The organism is Rhizobium sp. FKL33 (assembly GCF_005222915.1).
Classification (GTDB): domain Bacteria; phylum Pseudomonadota; class Alphaproteobacteria; order Rhizobiales; family Rhizobiaceae; genus Rhizobium_E.
Window position 1 is genome coordinate 1 of the sequence record NZ_STFX01000009.1, and the last position, 16608, is coordinate 16608.

At 64.8% G+C, this 16608-nt stretch carries 19 protein-coding genes and 1 tRNA gene; 8 read left to right on the top strand and 12 right to left on the bottom strand.

Annotation, left to right across the window (positions count from 1 at the left end):
- Positions 1 to 533, bottom strand: a 533-nt coding sequence (locus tag E8Q41_RS06135) for a DUF6538 domain-containing protein (RefSeq protein ID WP_348640012.1), incomplete at its 3' end; no start/stop codon positions are given.
- 157 nt (positions 534 to 690) lie between these two features.
- Positions 691 to 764: transfer RNA gene (locus E8Q41_RS06140), tRNA-Gln, on the bottom strand.
- A gap of 267 nt (positions 765 to 1031) precedes the next feature.
- On the opposite strand from E8Q41_RS06140, the gene E8Q41_RS06145 reads away from it, so the two are divergent.
- Genes E8Q41_RS06145 through E8Q41_RS06155 form a run of 3 tightly spaced genes read left to right on the top strand, consistent with a single transcriptional unit; the run spans position 1032 to position 3718 of the window.
- Positions 1032 to 2531, top strand: a complete 1500-nt coding sequence (locus E8Q41_RS06145; protein WP_137154643.1) for a Ppx/GppA phosphatase family protein — start codon at positions 1032 to 1034, stop codon at positions 2529 to 2531.
- A gap of 3 nt (positions 2532 to 2534) precedes the next feature.
- Positions 2535 to 3311 (top strand): RlmE family RNA methyltransferase, encoded by a 777-nt coding sequence (locus E8Q41_RS06150; protein ID WP_137154644.1) that lies wholly within the window; start codon positions 2535 to 2537, stop codon positions 3309 to 3311.
- A gap of 23 nt (positions 3312 to 3334) precedes the next feature.
- A complete protein-coding gene (locus E8Q41_RS06155) occupies positions 3335 to 3718 on the top strand; it encodes a VOC family protein (RefSeq protein ID WP_137154645.1) in 384 nt (127 codons plus the stop codon).
- On the opposite strand, the gene E8Q41_RS06160 is transcribed toward E8Q41_RS06155, so the two are convergent.
- From E8Q41_RS06160 to E8Q41_RS06180, 5 genes are all read right to left on the bottom strand, one after another.
- The gene (locus E8Q41_RS06160; RefSeq protein ID WP_137154646.1) at positions 3719 to 5110 is read right to left on the bottom strand and encodes a DHA2 family efflux MFS transporter permease subunit; all 1392 of its coding nucleotides are present in this window, start codon (positions 5108 to 5110) and stop codon (positions 3719 to 3721) included.
- Positions 5111 to 5184: 74 nt separating this feature from the next.
- A complete protein-coding gene (locus E8Q41_RS06165; protein ID WP_205910374.1) occupies positions 5185 to 5463 on the bottom strand; it encodes a TfoX/Sxy family DNA transformation protein in 279 nt (92 codons plus the stop codon).
- Entirely contained in the window at positions 5460 to 5873 is a 414-nt protein-coding gene (locus tag E8Q41_RS06170) for a tellurite resistance TerB family protein (RefSeq protein ID WP_137154647.1), read from the bottom strand. Before E8Q41_RS06170 ends, E8Q41_RS06165 begins: the two co-directional genes overlap by 4 nt.
- Before the next feature lie 86 nt (positions 5874 to 5959).
- On the bottom strand, positions 5960 to 6622 hold the full coding sequence (locus E8Q41_RS06175; RefSeq protein ID WP_137154648.1) for a helix-turn-helix transcriptional regulator: 663 nt from the start codon (positions 6620 to 6622) through the stop codon (positions 5960 to 5962).
- A 132-nt stretch (positions 6623 to 6754) separates the two neighbouring features.
- Positions 6755 to 7414 (bottom strand): response regulator transcription factor, encoded by a 660-nt coding sequence (locus E8Q41_RS06180; RefSeq protein WP_137154649.1) that lies wholly within the window; start codon positions 7412 to 7414, stop codon positions 6755 to 6757.
- A 192-nt stretch (positions 7415 to 7606) separates the two neighbouring features.
- Between E8Q41_RS06180 and E8Q41_RS06185 the strand changes: the two genes are divergently transcribed.
- A complete protein-coding gene (locus E8Q41_RS06185) occupies positions 7607 to 7954 on the top strand; it encodes a DUF952 domain-containing protein (protein WP_137154650.1) in 348 nt (115 codons plus the stop codon).
- Positions 7951 to 9039 carry a quinone-dependent dihydroorotate dehydrogenase gene (locus E8Q41_RS06190; RefSeq protein WP_137154651.1) on the top strand — a complete coding sequence of 363 codons (1089 nt, stop codon included), beginning with the start codon at positions 7951 to 7953 and terminating at the stop codon, positions 9037 to 9039. The genes E8Q41_RS06185 and E8Q41_RS06190 overlap by 4 nt, the downstream gene beginning before the upstream one ends.
- On the opposite strand, the gene E8Q41_RS06195 is transcribed toward E8Q41_RS06190, so the two are convergent.
- From E8Q41_RS06195 to E8Q41_RS06205, 3 genes are read right to left on the bottom strand one after another with little or no spacing between them, the layout of a single operon-like run.
- Positions 9015 to 10358 carry an MATE family efflux transporter gene (locus E8Q41_RS06195; RefSeq protein ID WP_137154652.1) on the bottom strand — a complete coding sequence of 448 codons (1344 nt, stop codon included), beginning with the start codon at positions 10356 to 10358 and terminating at the stop codon, positions 9015 to 9017. The two genes, E8Q41_RS06190 and E8Q41_RS06195, sit on opposite strands and share 25 nt — an antisense overlap.
- The gene (locus E8Q41_RS06200) at positions 10358 to 10909 is read right to left on the bottom strand and encodes a CAP domain-containing protein (protein WP_137154653.1); all 552 of its coding nucleotides are present in this window, start codon (positions 10907 to 10909) and stop codon (positions 10358 to 10360) included. Before E8Q41_RS06200 ends, E8Q41_RS06195 begins: the two co-directional genes overlap by 1 nt.
- Positions 10906 to 11175 (bottom strand): DUF6460 domain-containing protein, encoded by a 270-nt coding sequence (locus tag E8Q41_RS06205; protein ID WP_137154654.1) that lies wholly within the window; start codon positions 11173 to 11175, stop codon positions 10906 to 10908. Before E8Q41_RS06205 ends, E8Q41_RS06200 begins: the two co-directional genes overlap by 4 nt.
- A 95-nt stretch (positions 11176 to 11270) precedes the next feature.
- Between E8Q41_RS06205 and E8Q41_RS06210 the strand changes: the two genes are divergently transcribed.
- Positions 11271 to 12206 carry a methyltransferase gene (locus E8Q41_RS06210; protein ID WP_137154655.1) on the top strand — a complete coding sequence of 312 codons (936 nt, stop codon included), beginning with the start codon at positions 11271 to 11273 and terminating at the stop codon, positions 12204 to 12206.
- Between the two features lie 82 nt (positions 12207 to 12288).
- A complete protein-coding gene (locus E8Q41_RS06215) occupies positions 12289 to 12912 on the top strand; it encodes a YitT family protein (protein ID WP_137154656.1) in 624 nt (207 codons plus the stop codon).
- Positions 12913 to 12926: 14 nt separating this feature from the next.
- On the opposite strand, the gene E8Q41_RS06220 is transcribed toward E8Q41_RS06215, so the two are convergent.
- Together E8Q41_RS06220 and E8Q41_RS06225 are read right to left on the bottom strand one after the other, a co-directional pair.
- Positions 12927 to 13388 (bottom strand): carboxymuconolactone decarboxylase family protein, encoded by a 462-nt coding sequence (locus E8Q41_RS06220; RefSeq protein WP_137154657.1) that lies wholly within the window; start codon positions 13386 to 13388, stop codon positions 12927 to 12929.
- Positions 13389 to 13402: 14 nt separating this feature from the next.
- Complete coding sequence (locus E8Q41_RS06225) at positions 13403 to 13906, bottom strand: Rrf2 family transcriptional regulator (protein WP_137154658.1); 504 nt, start codon at positions 13904 to 13906, stop codon at positions 13403 to 13405.
- A 116-nt stretch (positions 13907 to 14022) separates the two neighbouring features.
- Between E8Q41_RS06225 and E8Q41_RS06230 the strand changes: the two genes are divergently transcribed.
- Entirely contained in the window at positions 14023 to 16533 is a 2511-nt protein-coding gene (locus E8Q41_RS06230) for a ligase-associated DNA damage response DEXH box helicase (RefSeq protein ID WP_137154659.1), read from the top strand.
- The last annotated feature ends 75 nt before the right edge of the window (positions 16534 to 16608 follow it).

Sequence of the window (16608 nt, forward strand, 5' to 3'; positions counted from 1 at the left end):
AATAGCCAGATCGACGAACTGTTGCCGTGGGCATACGCCGCAAACGGCGAAATCAAAGCCGTGGCCTGAGAACATCGCTTACATAACGGAACGCCATTGTTCAGGAGATAAGTGAGGCCAGCGCAGCCGCTCTCCAGCGACAGCTCCACCCGGCTCCCGAACTTTGCGACGAGCTGGCAGGCCCAACCGGCCTCGAGATCGAGTTCCATCTCGACGACATCGCCGCCGCGCCCATTGCGACGCGCCATCATGTTGATGTCGTCGAGCCGCTCAAGTTCCTTGTCGCGCTCGTGCTCGAACAGTTTCTGGAGCTGCTGTTTTGACATCTCTTCCTTCGAATGCAGTTTCAGTTCGGCCAGCCTGGTGTTGAGCTTCCGGCCGATGACCTGCGCCTTTCTATGGTCGGAACAGTGAAGGCTGAGTGAAAGTCTGCTCCCAGGCTGGCAATGAACGAACACAGCCGGCACCCGGGGGCGCCAGTAAAAGATGTTTCCGCGGCGGATGAGATTCTCGACCTCGTGGCGCACAGCCATGACGAACAAACCCTGTATCAAGCCTCAAGGTTAGACCGCGCCGATTTCGGCTGGGCATCACCTCTGGGTTACAGTTCTGGGCATCAGGTCGCCAATGACGCCAAAACGGGATCCAGCGCGGCTGAAAAACTGAGGAATAACAGGAATTTGGGAGAATTGGCTGGGGAACCTGGATTCGAACCAGGACTAACGGAGTCAGAGTCCGTGGGTCTACCGTTAACCTATTCCCCAGCAAGCGTTTTCACGCTGTCCGACCGTCAGTCGCTCAAGGAGCGACTGGGCCGTCGGTGAGGCGGCTTCTAGCATATTGACGGGGAGGTTCAAGCAGAAAATGGGAGTTCTATGAAAGAAATTTGTCGCCCCTCGCGAGACGGGCGCGGCATGGGCCTTGCGCAAAAACAAATTGTCGTTTCCGTGGCGAACTGGTACATTCCTTGCCAACACTGAACAGAGACTTGCGCCTGCCGCAGCCGATTGGCGCGCAGCGCGCCATGGAACATGACCGTGAGTGACCCCGAATCCGGCGTAAAGCCGTCTGACGCCGGGGCGTCCGGGGCAGGACAGAAGCCGGGGGAAAGCTCTTCCCGGCGTGCGAAACGTCGGCGCAAGCGTGCGCAGGGTTCCGCCAATCGTCCGCCTCAAGCTGCCGAGACGCGCAAGTCCGGCGGCGAGACGTCCCCACCTGTTGCGCCGGGCAAAGGCCCGGATCGCAAGAAAAAGCGCCGCAAGAGGTCGCGTGGGCCTGCGCCCGCGTCGGAACAACCGCGCCCGCAGGCCGAGGCGCAGCATGCCGCGCCGCCCAGACAAAGCCAGGACAAGCCCCCGTCAAGCAAGAAGAGCGGTCGCCGTCATCGTCGTCTGCAGCCGCGGCCCTTGCCACAGGAGCAATCGCCGCGCGCCCATGGCAAGCCGTCCGAGCGCCCGGACGGAGCCTCGCGCGCCGACCTGCCGAGGCCCAAGCCCGCCGCGCCGGAGTTTCCGCCGCCCGATACGCTCTACGCCGCGCTCGATCTCGGCACCAACAATTGCCGGCTGCTGATCGCCCAGCCCACCCGGCCGGGCCAGTTCCGGGTCGTGGACGCGTTTTCCCGCATCGTGCGGCTGGGCGAAGGGCTCGGCGCCACCGGACGGCTTTCGGAAGACGCGATGGATCGCGCCACGGAAGCGCTCAAGGTGTGCGCCTCCAAGCTCGCCGCCCGCAAGGTGCGCCGCATGCGGCTGATCGCCACCGAAGCCTGCCGCGCCGCCTCCAATGGCGAGGCCTTTCTGGAGCGCGTGACCCGCGAGACCGGGCTCGACCTCGAAGTCATCAATCGCGAGACCGAGGCGCGCCTCGCCGTCTCCGGTTGCGCCTCGCTGGTGGGCAGGGATGCGCGCTCGGCCGTGCTGTTCGATATCGGCGGCGGCTCCTCGGAAATCGCCATCCTGCAGATCAACGGCCAGCGCTCGCCGCGGCTGGCCAATCACATCACCCACTGGACCTCGCTGCCGGTGGGCGTGGTGACGCTGTCGGAGCGGCATGGCGGCCGGCATGTGACGCCCGACATCTTCGCCGCCATGGTGGCCGAGGTCGAGGAGATGCTGTCGCGCTTTTCCGCCCCGCTCGCCTCGGACCTCAACGGCGCCGATAGCGGCTTCCACATGATCGGCACCTCGGGCACGGTCACGACGCTCGCCGGCGTCTATCTCAACCTGCCGCGCTATGATCGCCGCCAGGTCGACGGGCTCTGGATGGACGCCGCCGATGTGACCGCCATGCAGGACCGGCTGGTCGGGCTCGATTTCGCCGCCCGCGCCGCCAATCCCTGCATCGGGCCGGATCGCGCCGATCTGGTGCTGGCCGGCTGCGCCATTCTCGAGGCCATTCGCAGGCGGTTTCCTGTCGAGCGGATGCGCGTCGCCGACAGGGGCTTGCGCGAAGGCCTGCTCACCGAAATGATGGCGGATGACGGCGCCTGGCGCAAAGCCAGGCCGCGCCCGCCCTTTCACAGGATCTGACCCATGACGAGCAAACCCACCGGCGGCAAGGGAACCGGCCGCAAGCTGACCCAGCATGTGAAGAAGAAGAAGCTGAAGGAATCGTCGCGGCGCTGGCTGCAGCGCCATATCAACGATCCCTATGTGCAGCGCTCCCGCCTGGAGGGTTATCGATCGCGCGCGGTCTACAAATTGTTGGAGATCGACGAGAAGCATCACATTCTCTCGGGCGCCCGGCGCATCATCGATCTGGGCGCAGCCCCCGGCGGCTGGTCGCAGATCGCCGCCCGCGTCACCGATTCCACCAATGACAATATCCGCGTCGTCGCCATCGATTTTCTCGAAATGGACGCCATTCCCGGCGTGCATTTCCTGCAGATGGACTTTCTCGACGCCGCCGCGCCGCAGGCGCTGATGGATGCGCTGGGCGGCATTCCCGATCTGGTGATTTCCGATATGGCCGCCCCCACCACCGGCCATCAGCGCACCGACCATTTGCGCACCATGCATCTGTGCGAAGTGGCGGCGCATTTCGCCGTTCAGGTGCTGCGCGAGGGGGGCCATTTTCTCGCCAAGACCTTCCAGGGCGGCGCGGAGAAGGAACTGCTCGACATGCTCAAGCGGAATTTCCGCCAGGTCGTGCATGTCAAGCCGCAGGCCTCGCGGGCGGAATCGGTGGAGATGTTCATTCTCGCCAAGGGATTCCGCGGACCGAAAGTCGGCGCCATCGGCCATGAAGAGGCCGCCGAGAGCGATATGGACGCCGGCGATCACAGGGACAATCGCGACGACGAGGATTGATCGTCATTGTCAGGAGGGACGCAATGCTGCTCTATGTGACGCTTGGAACCCGCGATCTCGCCCGCGCCATCGCCTTCTACGATCCGGTGATGGCGACGCTGGGCTATCGGCGTCTGGTCACCGAGGATGTCGAGGCGGGCTATGGGCGCGAAGACGACGTGCGCTGCCGCCTCTGGATCACCTATCCCTTCGACCAGCAACCGGCGACCCATGGCAACGGGTCCATGCTGGCGCTGGTGGCCGATAGTCGCGCCGCGGTCGACGCCTTCCATGCAGCCGCCCTGGCCGCAGGCGGTGTAGACGAAGGCGCGCCGGGGCTCAGGCCCTATCACGCACATTTCTACGCGTCCTACGCCCGCGATCCTGACGGCAACAAGCTCTCGGCGGTGTGCGAAAAGGCTGAGTGATCAGGCCGTCTCGGCCTTCTCCACATGGCCCGAGACATTGGCGCCGACATTGGCCGGCAGCCGTGAAATCGGCCAGGCGCCGATGAGATTGAGAAACGCCACCGCGATGAAGGCCATGTGGAACGCGCCGATCGTCAAGCCTTCCCCACTCGATAGAGCGTAAAGCTCCAGCAGAACGCCGGCGAAGGCGACGCCGAGCGCGCTCGACACCTGCTGTATCACCGCATTCAGCGCCGCGGCGCGACCGGCCCTGTCAGCGTCGATATCGGCGAAGCCGAGAATGTTGATGCCGGTGAAGAAGAAGGACCGCACGAAGCCCGCGACGAACAACGTGACCGTCAGCGCCAGATGCGGCGTATCGGGCATGAACAGCGCATTGGCCGCCGTGCCCACCGCCGACAGGCTCGCGGCGATGACGAGCACGTTGCGGAAGCCGAAGCGATGGAACACATGGCGCGCCGCGAATTTGGTCAGGAGCGCGCCGCCTGCGCCGATGAAGGTGATCATCCCGGATTGAAACGGCGTCAGGCCGAAGCCGAGCTGCAGCATCAGCGGCAGCAGGAAAGGCACAGCGCCCATGGCGATGCGGAAAATGGTGCCGGCGGTCACACAGGCGCGGAAGGTCTCGACCGAAAACAGTGTCAGATCGAGAACAGGATGCGGATGTCGCCGCGCATGGCGCACGAAGAGCAGGCCCGAAACGAGGCCGATCGCGGTTGCGGCGACGCCGACCGCCGGCGGCAGCGCCGGCAGGCTGACCACCGAGAGCCCGAAGACCACGCCGGCGGCGGACAGGCCGCTCAGCGCAAACCCGGTCTTGTCGAGCGGCGGCGAGCCTACCGGCGGCAGGTCGGGAATGAAGATCAGCGACAGGATCACGCCCACAATGCCGACCGGCAGATTGATGAGAAAGATCCATTCCCAGCTGAAATAGGTGGTGATGAAGCCGCCGATCGGCGGTCCCACCAAGGGGCCGATCACGGCGGGAATGGTGAAGAGCGACATGGCGGCGACCAGATTGGCCTTGTCGGTGGATCGCAGCAGAATGGCGCGGCCCACCGGCGTGGTCATCGCCCCGCCCATGCCCTGCAGGAACCGCGCCAGCACGAAGAAGGGGAGGTTGGTCGCCACCGCGCACAGCGCCGAACCGGCCATGAACACGATGATGGCGGCGATGAACACCCGTTTGGCCCCGAACCGGTCCGCCGCCCAGCCGCTCAGCGGAATGAACACGCCGAGCGACACGAGATAGGAGGTCATGGCGAGCTTCAGCGTAATCGGGCCGACGCCGAGATCGGCGGCGATGGCCGGCAGCGAGGTGGCGATGACGGTGGAGTCCATCTGCTCCATGAAGAGCGCGACGGCGAGGATGAGGGGAGCGAAGCGATGCAAGACTGAGCCGGCGGATGAGGAATCGGTTGCCTCGAAAGAGCCATGGAAAAATGGCGGAGGCAAGGTCTCCGTCTCTATCGGTGGGCTTGCGACAGCCGCGTCTCCGCCTCGCGCTCCAGAGCTTTTTTATGCATCGGGTCGAGCCGGCGCCAGTCGATATCGGCGAGCGCGCCGGCCAGCGCATGCAGCATAAGTTTGCTGACAGCCCGCGGCCCGAAGCGGAATTTCAGCCGCGCATAGGCTTCGACTGCGCCAATCTCTCTCAGCACGGATTCGTCACTCACGCCGATCTCCATCAGCATGGCGCAGGATTTCGGCCCGAGATTGCGAAGATCCCGGAGCGGTCGCGTCACAGGCGGCGATAGCGGGCCGCGGCGGCGCGTTCGATCGCGGCGGCGGTCAGCTTGTCGAGCTCCAGCCGGGCGCGCAGCAACTGCAGGAAGCGCAGCTCGGTCGGCTCGATCTGATGGTCGGCGATGGCGATCTCCACGGCCAGCGCATAGGCCGTGTCGTAGAGGCGCGGCGGCAGCGCGTCGCGAATGGTTTCGAGCGCGATGTCGAGACCTTCCGCGCCGGCCAGGATTTCCTGCGCCCGGCGGCTCGTCGGGATGATGTCTTCCTCGTCGAAACCCTCGAACACCGGCAGCAGCCGGGCCAGCCGGGCGATGCTCTTGAGTTCGGGGTCGGGCATATGACCGTCGGAGGCCGAGGCCATCACCATTACATAGATCAGCGCCGCCTGCGCCGTCACTTTTTCAGCCATGTCATCCTCGCCAAAACCCGTTTGCGTCTCAGCAGGTAGAGCGCGGCGCGCATGAAATCAAGATGGCGCGCGCGCGGAGAATTTTCCTACTGGCTGGCCCAGATGATGCGGGCGATCCAGTCGACGTCGGAAGCCTCCAGCGTGCGGCCGGGATGTTCGGGATTGAGCGACATCAGTTCGATCGTGCGCGGGGTCTGCCGCGCCAAGACTTTCGCCATCACTTCGCCCTCGCGGGTGCGCACCACCACGCGGTCGTTGCGGCGCACCTGCGCGCCGGGCTCCACGATCAGCACATCGCCGTCGCGATAGAGCGGCATCATGCTGTCGCCCTGCACCTCCAGCGCATAGACGCCGGGCTTATGGGCGGGGGAGGCCGGAAATTCCACCACGTCCCAGCCCTGGCCGGCCGGAAAGCCGCCATCGTCGAAAAAACCGCCGGCGCCGGCCTGGGCGAAGCCGAGCAGCGGAATGGGCGACACCTGCGGCGGGAAAGCGCCGTCCGGCAGGCCGGAGCGCCCCGGCCGTTGCAGGACCGAGGTGAAATCGTCGATCGACGAGCCGGTGGCTTCGAGGATCTTGTGGATCGATTCCGTCGAGGGCCAGCGCTGGCGGCCGTCGGCCGAGCTGCGCTTGGACTTGTTGAAGGCGGTGGGGTCGAGCCCCGCCTTGCGCGCCAGGCCGGAGGGGGTCAGGTCATGCCGCGCAGCCAGGGAATCGATGGCTTCCCAGATTTTCTCATGCGAAAACATGGCGGACAGTCCGTCAGTTGGCGGCCCGCGGCGACGCGATACGAAAGGCGGGCGATGGGGTGGACAACTTTCGCGGATCTTAACCATATCCCGCAGCGGGAGTAAAGGATGCGAGGAATAAAATCCTGTGCGTCAATTCGCCTGCGGCAGGGCTGCGCCGATCTTGCCGATCTGAATCACCGCTTGCGTGCGGCTGTCGACGTCGAGCTTGAGCAGGATGGCCGAGACATGCGCCTTGACCGTAGCCTCGGAGACGCCGAGCTCATAGGCGATCTGCTTGTTGAGCAGGCCTTCGCCGATCATGCCGAGCACGCGGGTCTGCTGCGGCGTCAGCGTCTTCAGCCGGCCGATCAGCGCGTCGATTTCATTGTCCTGATCCCGGCCCGCCTCATAGCCCGGCGGTGCGTAGACACCGCCGTCCAGCACCGCGGCGATGGCCGCCCGGATATCGTCGATGCCGCTCGATTTGGAGATGAAGCCGGAGGCGCCGAGATCGAGCGCCCGGCGGATGGTGGCGGCGTCGTCGGTGGCGGAGACGACGGCGACGGGAATGGCGGGAAATTCCGCCCGCATCATCATCAGCCCCGACAGGCCGCTGACCCCTGGCATGGTGAGATCCAGCATCATCAGATCGGCGTCGGGATGCGCCTCGGCGGCCTTTCGCGCTTCCTCCAGCGATCCGGCCTCCACGATCGCCGTCTCCTGTCCGCCGAAAGCGAGCGCCTGTTTCAGCGCCCCACGAAACAAGGGATGATCATCAGCGATGATGATCGTCGCGGAAGATGTCTGCATTTTCCCCCCGTGAGCCTGCTGGCAGGCCCGGATTTTCTCGTTCTCCGGAGCTTATATCAGGCCTCCTGAAACGAAAAGCATTTTGTCACGGACTTCGCCTTATGGCTGCAGCGGCGTCCCGTCACCCGTCGTCTCGGCTGTTTTCTTTCGGCGCCAGATGGGTTAGGCAGGCCTGAACAAGGGGAGGCCGCCATGACCGAGCTGATTTACAAGATTGCGCCCGCCGACATCTGGCGGCAAGCGGAAGGCGCCGGCGTCTTTGACGGCGCCGGAATCGACCTCGCCGACGGCTTCATTCATCTGTCCACCGCCGCGCAGACGCGCCGGACGGCCGAGCTTTATTTCACCGGCCAGACGGGGCTGGCGCTCATCGCGATCGACGCTAAGGCTCTCGGCGCTGCGCTGCGCTACGAACCCTCGCGAGACGGGGCGCTCTTCCCGCATCTCTATGGCCCCTTGCCGCTGACCGCGGTCAAGGCCACCTATGCGCTGTCGCTCGACGCGCAGGGACAATTCATCTTTCCGGAGGAGATCCCATGAAGGACGCGCTCTGGCCGCTGATGCGGGCTGGCCTGTTTCGTCTCGACCCCGAACAGGCGCATAATCTTTCCATTCGCGCGCTGTCGCTCGGGCTCGCGCCCGCCGCGCGCCTTCCCGCCGATCCGCGTCTCGCCGTTCAGGTCGCCGGATTGAGCTTTCCCAATCCGATCGGGCTCGCCGCCGGCTATGACAAGAACGCCCAGGCTCCGGAGGCCATTCTGAGGCTCGGTTTCGGCTTCACCGAAGTCGGCACGCTGACGCCGCGCCCGCAGGCCGGCAATCCCAAGCCCCGGTTGTTCCGCTTGGTGGAGGACGAAGCCGTCATCAATCGCTTCGGCTTCAACAATGAGGGCCATGCGGCGGCGCTGGCGCGTCTCGACAGGATCGACCCGGTGGCGCTGGTCGGCGTCAATATCGGCGCCAACAAGGACGCCGTCGATCGCGTCGCCGATTATGTCGCGGGTGTCAAAACCTTCTATCGCGTCGCGCGCTATTTCACCGCGAACATTTCCTCGCCCAATACGCCTGGTCTTCGCGACCTGCAGGCGCGCGACAGCCTCCGGGAACTCCTCTCGGCGGTGCTTACGGCGCGCGACGAGGAAGCGGCCAGGGCCGGCCGCCATGTGCCTGTGTTCCTCAAGATCGCGCCGGATCTCACGGAAGAGGGCATGGACGATATTGCCGAGGAAGCGCTGGCAAGCCGTCTTGACGGCTTGATCGTCTCCAACACCACGCTGTCGCGCGAGGGTCTCAGGGATCAGCGTCAGGCTGGCGAGGCGGGCGGCATGTCCGGCAAGCCGCTATTCGACAAGGCGACTGCGGCGCTGGCGCGCATGCGCAAGCGTCTGGGCCCCGATTTCCCGATCATCGGCGTCGGCGGCGTGGATTCGGCGGAGACTGCTGCGGAGAAAATCCGCGCCGGCGCCGATCTCGTGCAGCTTTATTCGTCGATGGTCTATGGCGGCCCCGGCCTGCCCGGGCGCATCGTCACCGGACTTTCGCGTCTTCTCGATCGCGACGGTCTCGCCTCGATCCGAGAGATGCGAGATGCGAGGCTCGATCACTGGCTGGCGCGAAAACTCTGAGCCCTCAGTTTCGGCACGGCGATGGCGAGAAGCACGCCGCGCAGGAACAGGAACAGATTGAGCGACAGCCAGAGCCCGGTATTGCCCGCGATGGGCACCAGCGACCAGAGGCAGAGGCCGAAGCCGGCGAAGGACAGAAGCATGCGGTTGCGCATCGCTTTCGACCAGGAGGCGCCGATGAAGACGCCGTCCATCAGAAAGGCGAGACAGCCGCTGATGGCGGTGATCGCCGCCCATGGCAGATGCTGATAGGCGATAGCCCGCACCGGCTCCGAGGTGGTCAGGAAATCGATGCTCGGCCGCCCCGCCAAAGCGAGGACCAAGCTGGTGAGGATCGCGAGCGTCAGCGACCAGTAGCCCGTCAGCTTCAGCCCGCGATCGAAAGCGGGCCGATAGCCCGCCCCCAGCGACCGGCCGATGATGGTTTCGGCGGCATTGGCGAGGCCATCCAGCCAGAATCCGGCGACCATGAAGAAATTCATCAGCACCGCATTGGCGGCCAGCGTCTCCGCGCCGAATTGCGCGCCGATCCGCGTCATCAGGAAAAAGGCGCCGAGCAGCACGAAGGAGCGGATCATGATGTCGGCGTTGAGCGAAAACAGCCGCGCCAGTTTGTCCCGCTCCAGAAGCCCCGATATCTGGCGCGGATCCCGCGCGGCAAAACCCCTGAGCACGATGATTAGGCCCGCGATCATGCCCACCACTTCACCTGTGACGGTGGCGAAAGCAATACCCGCGATGCCGCCTTGCATTGTGAGGCCGAATAGCACCGACAGCGCGATATTGACGCCATTGATCAGCGCCTGCAGGAGAAGTCCGGTCTTGGAGCGGCCCTGTCCGAGCAGAAAGCCGAGAATGGCGTAATTGGCGAGCGTGGCCGGTCCCGACAGGATGCGCAGCGAAAACCATTCTCCCGTCGCCCGCGCCGCGCCCTCGGTCGGGCTCATCAGCAGAAGGCCCAGCTTCAAAAGCAATGGCCCGGCGAGCATGACGGCGGCGCCGATCGCCAGCGCACTCAAAAGCGCGCGCCAGAACACCGCTTCCTGCTCCGCCGTTTCGCCGCGTCCCCAGGCCTGCGCCGTCAGCGCCGTGGTGGAGGCGCGCAGGAAGTTGAAGCTCGCAAAGATCAGGTCGAACAGCACGGCGCCGATCGCCAAACCGGCCAGCGCGTCGGCGTCGCCGAGCCGTCCGGCCACCGCCGTGTCGGTGATGCCGAGCAGCGGCGTGGTCAAGAAGCCGAGCGTCATCGGCAGGGCCAGGCCCAGCACCATGCGATGGGTGACTTCGAAGCCGCGGCTTTGGCTCGCCTCGGCCTGCATCAGAACAACCTCAGGGGAAAGCGGGCGAGCGGACCTTGGTCGGCGCGTGGGCGCGAGCCGAGCACCATGGCCCAATAGGGCCTGCCGTCGGCGCTGTTGGCGGCGCGGACCACGCCCAGCGTCTCGAAGCGGCCCATCATGTTCTCGTAGTGGCGGGGCGAGGTGATCCAGGCGGCGACGGCCGCCTCCACGGTTCGCTGGCCCGAAGCGATGTTCTCGGCGGCCGGCAGCGGCACGTTCATACGCCGCATGCGCGCGCCGAACTCTTCCGAGCCGAGCTTGTGGGCCATCTTGCCGGCGCTCGCCATATGCTCGGCCTGATCACGGGCGGCGGCGATCACGGTCGCGTCGGCGATGAGCGGCGGCAGGCCCTTCTTGGCGCGCGCCTGATTGACCAGCGGCAGCGCCTCCGCGGTCTGATCCATCACCGGGCCGACAGGAGCGACGGGCGAGAGAGCTGTGGTGGTCGAACAGGCCGACAGCGCCGCGATGACGGCAAGGCCGAAGCCTGCGGCAAGAACGCCGCGGCGGGACGTGTCAGAAAAGCTCACGATTTGCGCCAACTCAGAATGCGGATCAGGATGAAAACGGGGATGACCACGACAGCGCCGATCAGCAGATAATCGCCGACGCGTCCCAAGGCTCGGAAGCCGGTGCGCCAGAGATCTCCAATGAAATCCTGCGCCCAGAACAGGATGTCGGTGGGATAAACGCCGAATGTATGCATGGCGAAGCCGACCAGCAGCGACACGACGATGAGCTTGATCGCCACGCGCAGCGGCGTGTCGCCCAGAAAACGGTTCAGGCCATCGCCCATGTCATACTCCAGTTTGCGGAAACGAGGAATCGCTTGACCGCGTCACAAGGCGGAAATTAGACAAATCCGCCCGACATGAAAAGAAATCTCCCGCCATGGCTCCCAAACGCATTTTGACATCAGGCGATCTGGTCGCCGACCGCCGCGCCGATTACGCCGCCATGCTGGCCGAAAGCGGCGATCACGCCGCCGCCGCCGAATTGATGGAGCAGGCGCTGGAACTCACGCCCGGCTGGACCGCCGGCTGGGTCAAGCTCGGCGATTATCGCGAGAAAGCCGGCCTGACCGATCTGGCGGTCGAGGCCTATCGCCGCGTGGCGGCCTCGCCTGACGCCGCTTTGTTCGGCGCCGATCTCAAGCTCGCTGCGCTCGGCGCCGTCGAGACGCCGGCGCTGCCGCCCAGCGCCTATGTCGAAGGCCTGTTCGACGATTACGCCGACCGGTTCGAGACCGCCCTGGTTGAAAAACTCGGCTATTCCGTGCCGAAAAAGCTGGCGGCGCTGATCCGCAACCACAAGGGCGACGCCTCTTTCGCGCTCGCTGTCGATCTCGGCTGCGGCACCGGGCTGCTCGGCCCCGAGATCGCCGATTGCGTCTCTGCGCTCGAAGGCTACGACCTGTCGGAAAACATGCTGGCCAAAGCGCGCGACAAGGGCGTCTACCGCCATCTCGCCCGCGCCGATCTGTCCTTGTCTCCGGAAGCCTCAGGACTGTTTGAGGGCATGGCGAAGGCGCGCGCCGATCTGGTCGCCGCCGCCGATGTGATGATGTATCTCGGCGATCTCGACGCCGCCTTCGCCAATGCCGCAGCGCTCGCTGCAGCTGGTGGTCTCTTCGCCTTTTCGGTGGAGAAGGACGAGGCGGAAACAGGTTTTTCGCTCCGCCCCTCGCTGCGTTACGCGCATTCCCGCGCCCATGTCGAGACTATCCTCACCCGCCACGGTTTTGCGCCCAGCGCTTGCGAGGAGACGGTGATCCGCATGGATGCGGGACAGCCGATCACCGGTCTGTTGTTCCTGGCGCGAAAGTGAGGTCCGGCTGTTCCCCTGGCGCGGAAATTATGTCAGTATGGTTGACATAATTTACAAAAGCAAAATCGGGCGCGGGGATAGCATGGGCAAGATCGGCATCTGGAACACCGAACCCACCAAACATTCCTTGTTCGAGGATGCGCAGGGCGTGTTCACCGGCACGGTGCTCGCGTCCCTCGGCGTCATGCTGCTCACCAAAGCGGGGCTGTTGACCGGCGGCGTCGCCGGCATGGCCTTCCTGCTGAAATATTCTTTCGGGATCAATTTCGGTCTCGGCTTCTTTCTGATCAACCTGCCATTTTATTACCTCGCCTATAAGCGCATGGGTAAAGCCTTCACCATCAAGACCTTCTGCTCGGTCGGGCTGCTGGCGCTTCTCGCCCAATATCAGCCGCAATGGCTGGAAATCGGCTATGTGCATCCGGTCTGGGCGGCGGTGCTCGGCGGGTTGCTGATCGGCATGGGCATGCTGGCGCTGTTTCGCCATCGCGCCAGCATCGGCGGCATCGGCATTCTCGCGCTCTACCTGCAGGATCGCTTCGGCTGGCGGGCGGGCCTGGTGCAGATGAGCATCGATCTCGTCATCCTCGCTCTGTCCTTCTTCGTCGCCAGCCCCTTCATCGTCTTCTGCTCCGTCATCGGCGCGGCGGCGCTGAATTTCTTCATCGCGGTCAATCACCGCACCGATCGCTATATTGCGATGTGAGGACGCCGTCGCGATCAGGCGGCGCGGGCCGGCTGATCAATCGGATGCGGGGTCCGCGCGCTTACGGCCAGCCGGTTCCAGACATTGATGACGCCAATCGCGACGGTGATGTCGGTGATTTCCTTCTCAGAAAAATGCGCGGCCAGCGCCTGATAGGCGTCGTCAGGCGCGCCGGTGTCGGCCAACCGCGTCACCGCCTCAACCCAGCCCAGGAGCGCGCGCTCCTTGGCGTCATAGACGGGCGATTCCCGCCAGACGCTCATCAGGTTGATCCATTGTTCGCCGAGTCCGTCATGGCGGGATTCCTTCACATGCATGTCCACGCAATAGGCGCAGCCATTGATCTGCGAGGCGCGCAGCTTGATGAGATCAATGAAGCGGCGCTCGAGGCCGCTGTTCTGGACATAGTTTTCCAAGCCCAGCACGGCTTTGTAGGCGTCGGGGGACGCCTTGGCGAAGTTGAAGCGGGGATGCATGGCAATTTCCTTTTTTAGGTCGAGGGGGATTTGCGTTCATGGAGGTCGAGAAAGGCGCAACCGCGCGCGGCGATGGCGTCTCCCCGATCGCTTTCAGAGGTTTCGCGGGCCAGGTCCGCGATCGTGACCGACTTCAACTCCGCCCGATAGGCGCGCTCGGCCTTCAGCATCGCCGAGGCGATGCCGCATGGCCGCGTCGGTTTGCCCGGCAGCGGGTTTGGTCCCCGCTGGCGGATTTCGTTGCAGCGGAAGGCCGGCTCCGGACCTTCCACGGCGAGCACGATGTCGAGAAGCGTGATGTCGCTGACCGGCCTGGCCAGCCGATAGCCGCCGCGCGGGCCGGGCACGGTGCGGACGATGCCTGCCGCCGACAGCGCCTGAAGATGTTTGAGCAGGTAACTCGTCGATACGCCGTGAAACTCCGCCAGCGCGGCCGCCGGCAAAACGCCATCGTCGCTCAGTCCCGCCAGAAGCGTGACGCAGTGAATGGCCTGTTCGACGCCGTCGCTGAGTTTCATGGCTCTCTCCTAATCGTGGATAAAATATATCCATGATTCTCCTGCGCGTCAATCCGTCTTCGCCCTTGTCTCCGGCGGTCGAGCCTCTATCTTCCGACAAGGCGAGGGAGTGACGGATGGACGCGAAGACAGAATGGAGCGGCGAGGGTGGGTTGCCGCCTCTGTTCAGCCGCTGGTTTGCCGAGCGCGGCTGGTCGCCGCGTCCGCATCAGCTGGCGCTTCTCGACAAGACCGCCGACGGTCGTTCGGCGCTGCTCATCGCCCCCACCGGCGCCGGCAAGACGCTGGCCGGTTTCCTGCCTTCGCTCGTCGATCTCCACCGCCGCGGCAAGCCGAAGCCCGGAACCGGCTTCCACGGCGTTCACACGCTTTATATCTCGCCGCTCAAGGCGCTGGCTGTCGATATCGAGCGCAATCTCGAACGCCCGGTCGCCGAGATGGGGCTGCCCATCACCATCGAAACGCGCACCGGCGATACGCCGCAGCACAAGCGCTCGCGCCAAAGGCTCAATCCGCCCGATATCCTGCTGACGACGCCCGAACAGCTGGCGCTGCTGATTGCATCGAAAGAGGCCGAGCGGTTTTTCAGGGATTTGCGCTTCGTCGTGTTCGACGAATTGCATTCGCTGGTCACCTCCAAGCGCGGCCATCTGCTGTCGCTCGGGCTCGCCCGGTTGCGCAAGCTCGCGCCGGAGGTTCGCACGATCGGGCTGTCGGCCACCGTCGCCGATCCCGATGATCTCCGGCGCTGGCTGGTGGCGCAGCGGCCCGGCGAAATGTCCCTGTCCGAACTGGTGACGGTGTCCGGCGGCGCGCGTCCCGTCATCACCATTCTCGACACCGAAGAGCGCATTCCCTGGTCCGGCCATTCGGCGCGCTACGCCATGGGCGAGGTCTACAAGGCGATCGGCGAGCACCGCACCACGATCCTGTTCGTCAACACCCGCTCGCAGGCCGAGATGCTGTTTCAGGAGCTCTGGCGCATCAATGACGACGATTTGCCGATCGCGCTCCATCACGGCTCGCTGGACGCCGGCCAACGCCGCAAGGTCGAGGCGGCCATGGCGGAAAACCGACTGCGCGCGGTGGTCGCCACCTCCACGCTCGATCTCGGGCTCGATTGGGGCGATGTCGATCTCGTCATTCATATCGGCGCGCCCAAGGGCGCTTCGCGGCTCGCCCAGCGCATCGGCCGCTCCAATCACCGCATGGATGAGCCCAGCAAGGCCATTCTCGTGCCGGCCAACCGCTTCGAGGTGATGGAATGCCAGGCCGCCCTCGACGCCAATTACATCGGCGCGCAGGATACGTCGCCGGTGGGGGAGGGCGCGCTCGACGTGCTCTGCCAGCACATCATGGGCCTCGCCTGCGCCGATCCCTTCGATGCGCTCGAGGTCTATGAGGAGATCACCAGCGCCTCGCCCTATGCGCATCTGAGCTGGGAGACCTTCGAACGCGCGCTCGATTTCGTCGCCACCGGCGGCTATGCGCTCCGCACCTATGAGCGCTACGCCAAGATCCGCAAGACCAAGGACGGGCTCTGGCGCGTCTCGCATCCCGCTTACGCCCAGCAATATCGCTTAAATGTCGGCACCATCATCGAGGCGCCGATGATGAATGTGCGCATGGTGCGCAAGGGCAAGGGCGCGGTGGGGCGCGGCGGCCCGGTGCTTGGCCAGGTCGAGGAATATTTCCTCGAACAGCTCTCGGCCGGCGACACATTCCTGTTTTCCGGCAAGGTGTTGCGCTTCGAGGGCATCCGCGAGAACGAATGCCTGGTCTCCGACGCCTTTTCGCAAGATCCGAAGATCCCGGCCTATGCCGGCGGCAAGTTTCCGCTCTCCACCTATCTCGCCGACGGCGTGCGCGCCATGCTGGATGATCCCGAGAAGCGCAAGACCCTGCCCGATCAGGTGCGCGACTGGCTATCCATCCAGGCGGAGAAATCCGTGCTGCCCAAGCGCGACGAATTGCTGATCGAGACCTTTCCGCGCGGCAATCGCCACTACATGGTCGCCTATCCCTTCGAAGGCCGGCTCGCGCATCAGACTTTGGGCATGTTGCTGACCCGCAGGCTCGATCGCGCCGGCGCCAAGCCGCTCGGTTTCGTCGCCACCGATTATGCCCTGGCCATCTGGGGCTTGGAGGATATGGGCGCGCATTTCGCCCACCGCCGCCCCTCCATCCATGACCTCTTCGACGAGGATATGCTGGGCGACGATCTCGAAGCCTGGCTCAACGAGACCTGGCTACTCAAGCGCACCTTCCGCTATTGCGCCGTCATCGCCGGCCTGATCGAGCGCCGCCATCCCGGCAAGGAGAAGACCGGACGCCAGGTTACGGTGTCTGCCGACCTCATCTATGACGTGCTGCGCAATCACGAGCCCGATCACATCCTGCTCGAAGCCACGCGTCACGACGCCGCGCAGGGACTTTTGGACATTCAGCGGCTTGGCGATATGCTCAAGCGAATCAAGGGGCATATCCGGCTGATGCGCCTCGAGCAGATTTCGCCGCTCGCCGTGCCGATCATGCTCGAAGTCGGTAAGGAATCGGTCGGCTCCGCCGCCGACGAAGCGCTGCTGGCCGAAGCCTCCGACGATCTGATACGGGATGCGATGAATTGAACTGGACTGATCCGAGCGTGAGGCCACCCCCCTCTGCCCTGCCGGGCCTCTCCCCTTCAGGGGGGGAGATTGGCT

Bases quoted from the DNA above. Each gene is read 5' to 3' on its own strand.
- E8Q41_RS06145 (WP_137154643.1), top strand. From the start codon at position 1,032: ATGACCGTGAGTGACCCCGAATCCGGCGTAAAGCCGTCTGACGCCGGG.
- E8Q41_RS06150 (WP_137154644.1), top strand. From the start codon at position 2,535: ATGACGAGCAAACCCACCGGCGGCAAGGGAACCGGCCGCAAGCTGACC.
- E8Q41_RS06155 (WP_137154645.1), top strand. From the start codon at position 3,335: ATGCTGCTCTATGTGACGCTTGGAACCCGCGATCTCGCCCGCGCCATC.
- E8Q41_RS06170 (WP_137154647.1), bottom strand. From the start codon at position 5,873: ATGGCTGAAAAAGTGACGGCGCAGGCGGCGCTGATCTATGTAATGGTG.
- E8Q41_RS06175 (WP_137154648.1), bottom strand. From the start codon at position 6,622: ATGTTTTCGCATGAGAAAATCTGGGAAGCCATCGATTCCCTGGCTGCG.
- E8Q41_RS06180 (WP_137154649.1), bottom strand. From the start codon at position 7,414: ATGCAGACATCTTCCGCGACGATCATCATCGCTGATGATCATCCCTTG.
- E8Q41_RS06185 (WP_137154650.1), top strand. From the start codon at position 7,607: ATGACCGAGCTGATTTACAAGATTGCGCCCGCCGACATCTGGCGGCAA.
- E8Q41_RS06190 (WP_137154651.1), top strand. From the start codon at position 7,951: ATGAAGGACGCGCTCTGGCCGCTGATGCGGGCTGGCCTGTTTCGTCTC.
- E8Q41_RS06195 (WP_137154652.1), bottom strand. From the start codon at position 10,358: ATGCAGGCCGAGGCGAGCCAAAGCCGCGGCTTCGAAGTCACCCATCGC.
- E8Q41_RS06205 (WP_137154654.1), bottom strand. From the start codon at position 11,175: ATGGGCGATGGCCTGAACCGTTTTCTGGGCGACACGCCGCTGCGCGTG.
- E8Q41_RS06210 (WP_137154655.1), top strand. From the start codon at position 11,271: ATGGCTCCCAAACGCATTTTGACATCAGGCGATCTGGTCGCCGACCGC.
- E8Q41_RS06215 (WP_137154656.1), top strand. From the start codon at position 12,289: ATGGGCAAGATCGGCATCTGGAACACCGAACCCACCAAACATTCCTTG.
- E8Q41_RS06220 (WP_137154657.1), bottom strand. From the start codon at position 13,388: ATGCATCCCCGCTTCAACTTCGCCAAGGCGTCCCCCGACGCCTACAAA.
- E8Q41_RS06225 (WP_137154658.1), bottom strand. From the start codon at position 13,906: ATGAAACTCAGCGACGGCGTCGAACAGGCCATTCACTGCGTCACGCTT.
- E8Q41_RS06230 (WP_137154659.1), top strand. From the start codon at position 14,023: ATGGACGCGAAGACAGAATGGAGCGGCGAGGGTGGGTTGCCGCCTCTG.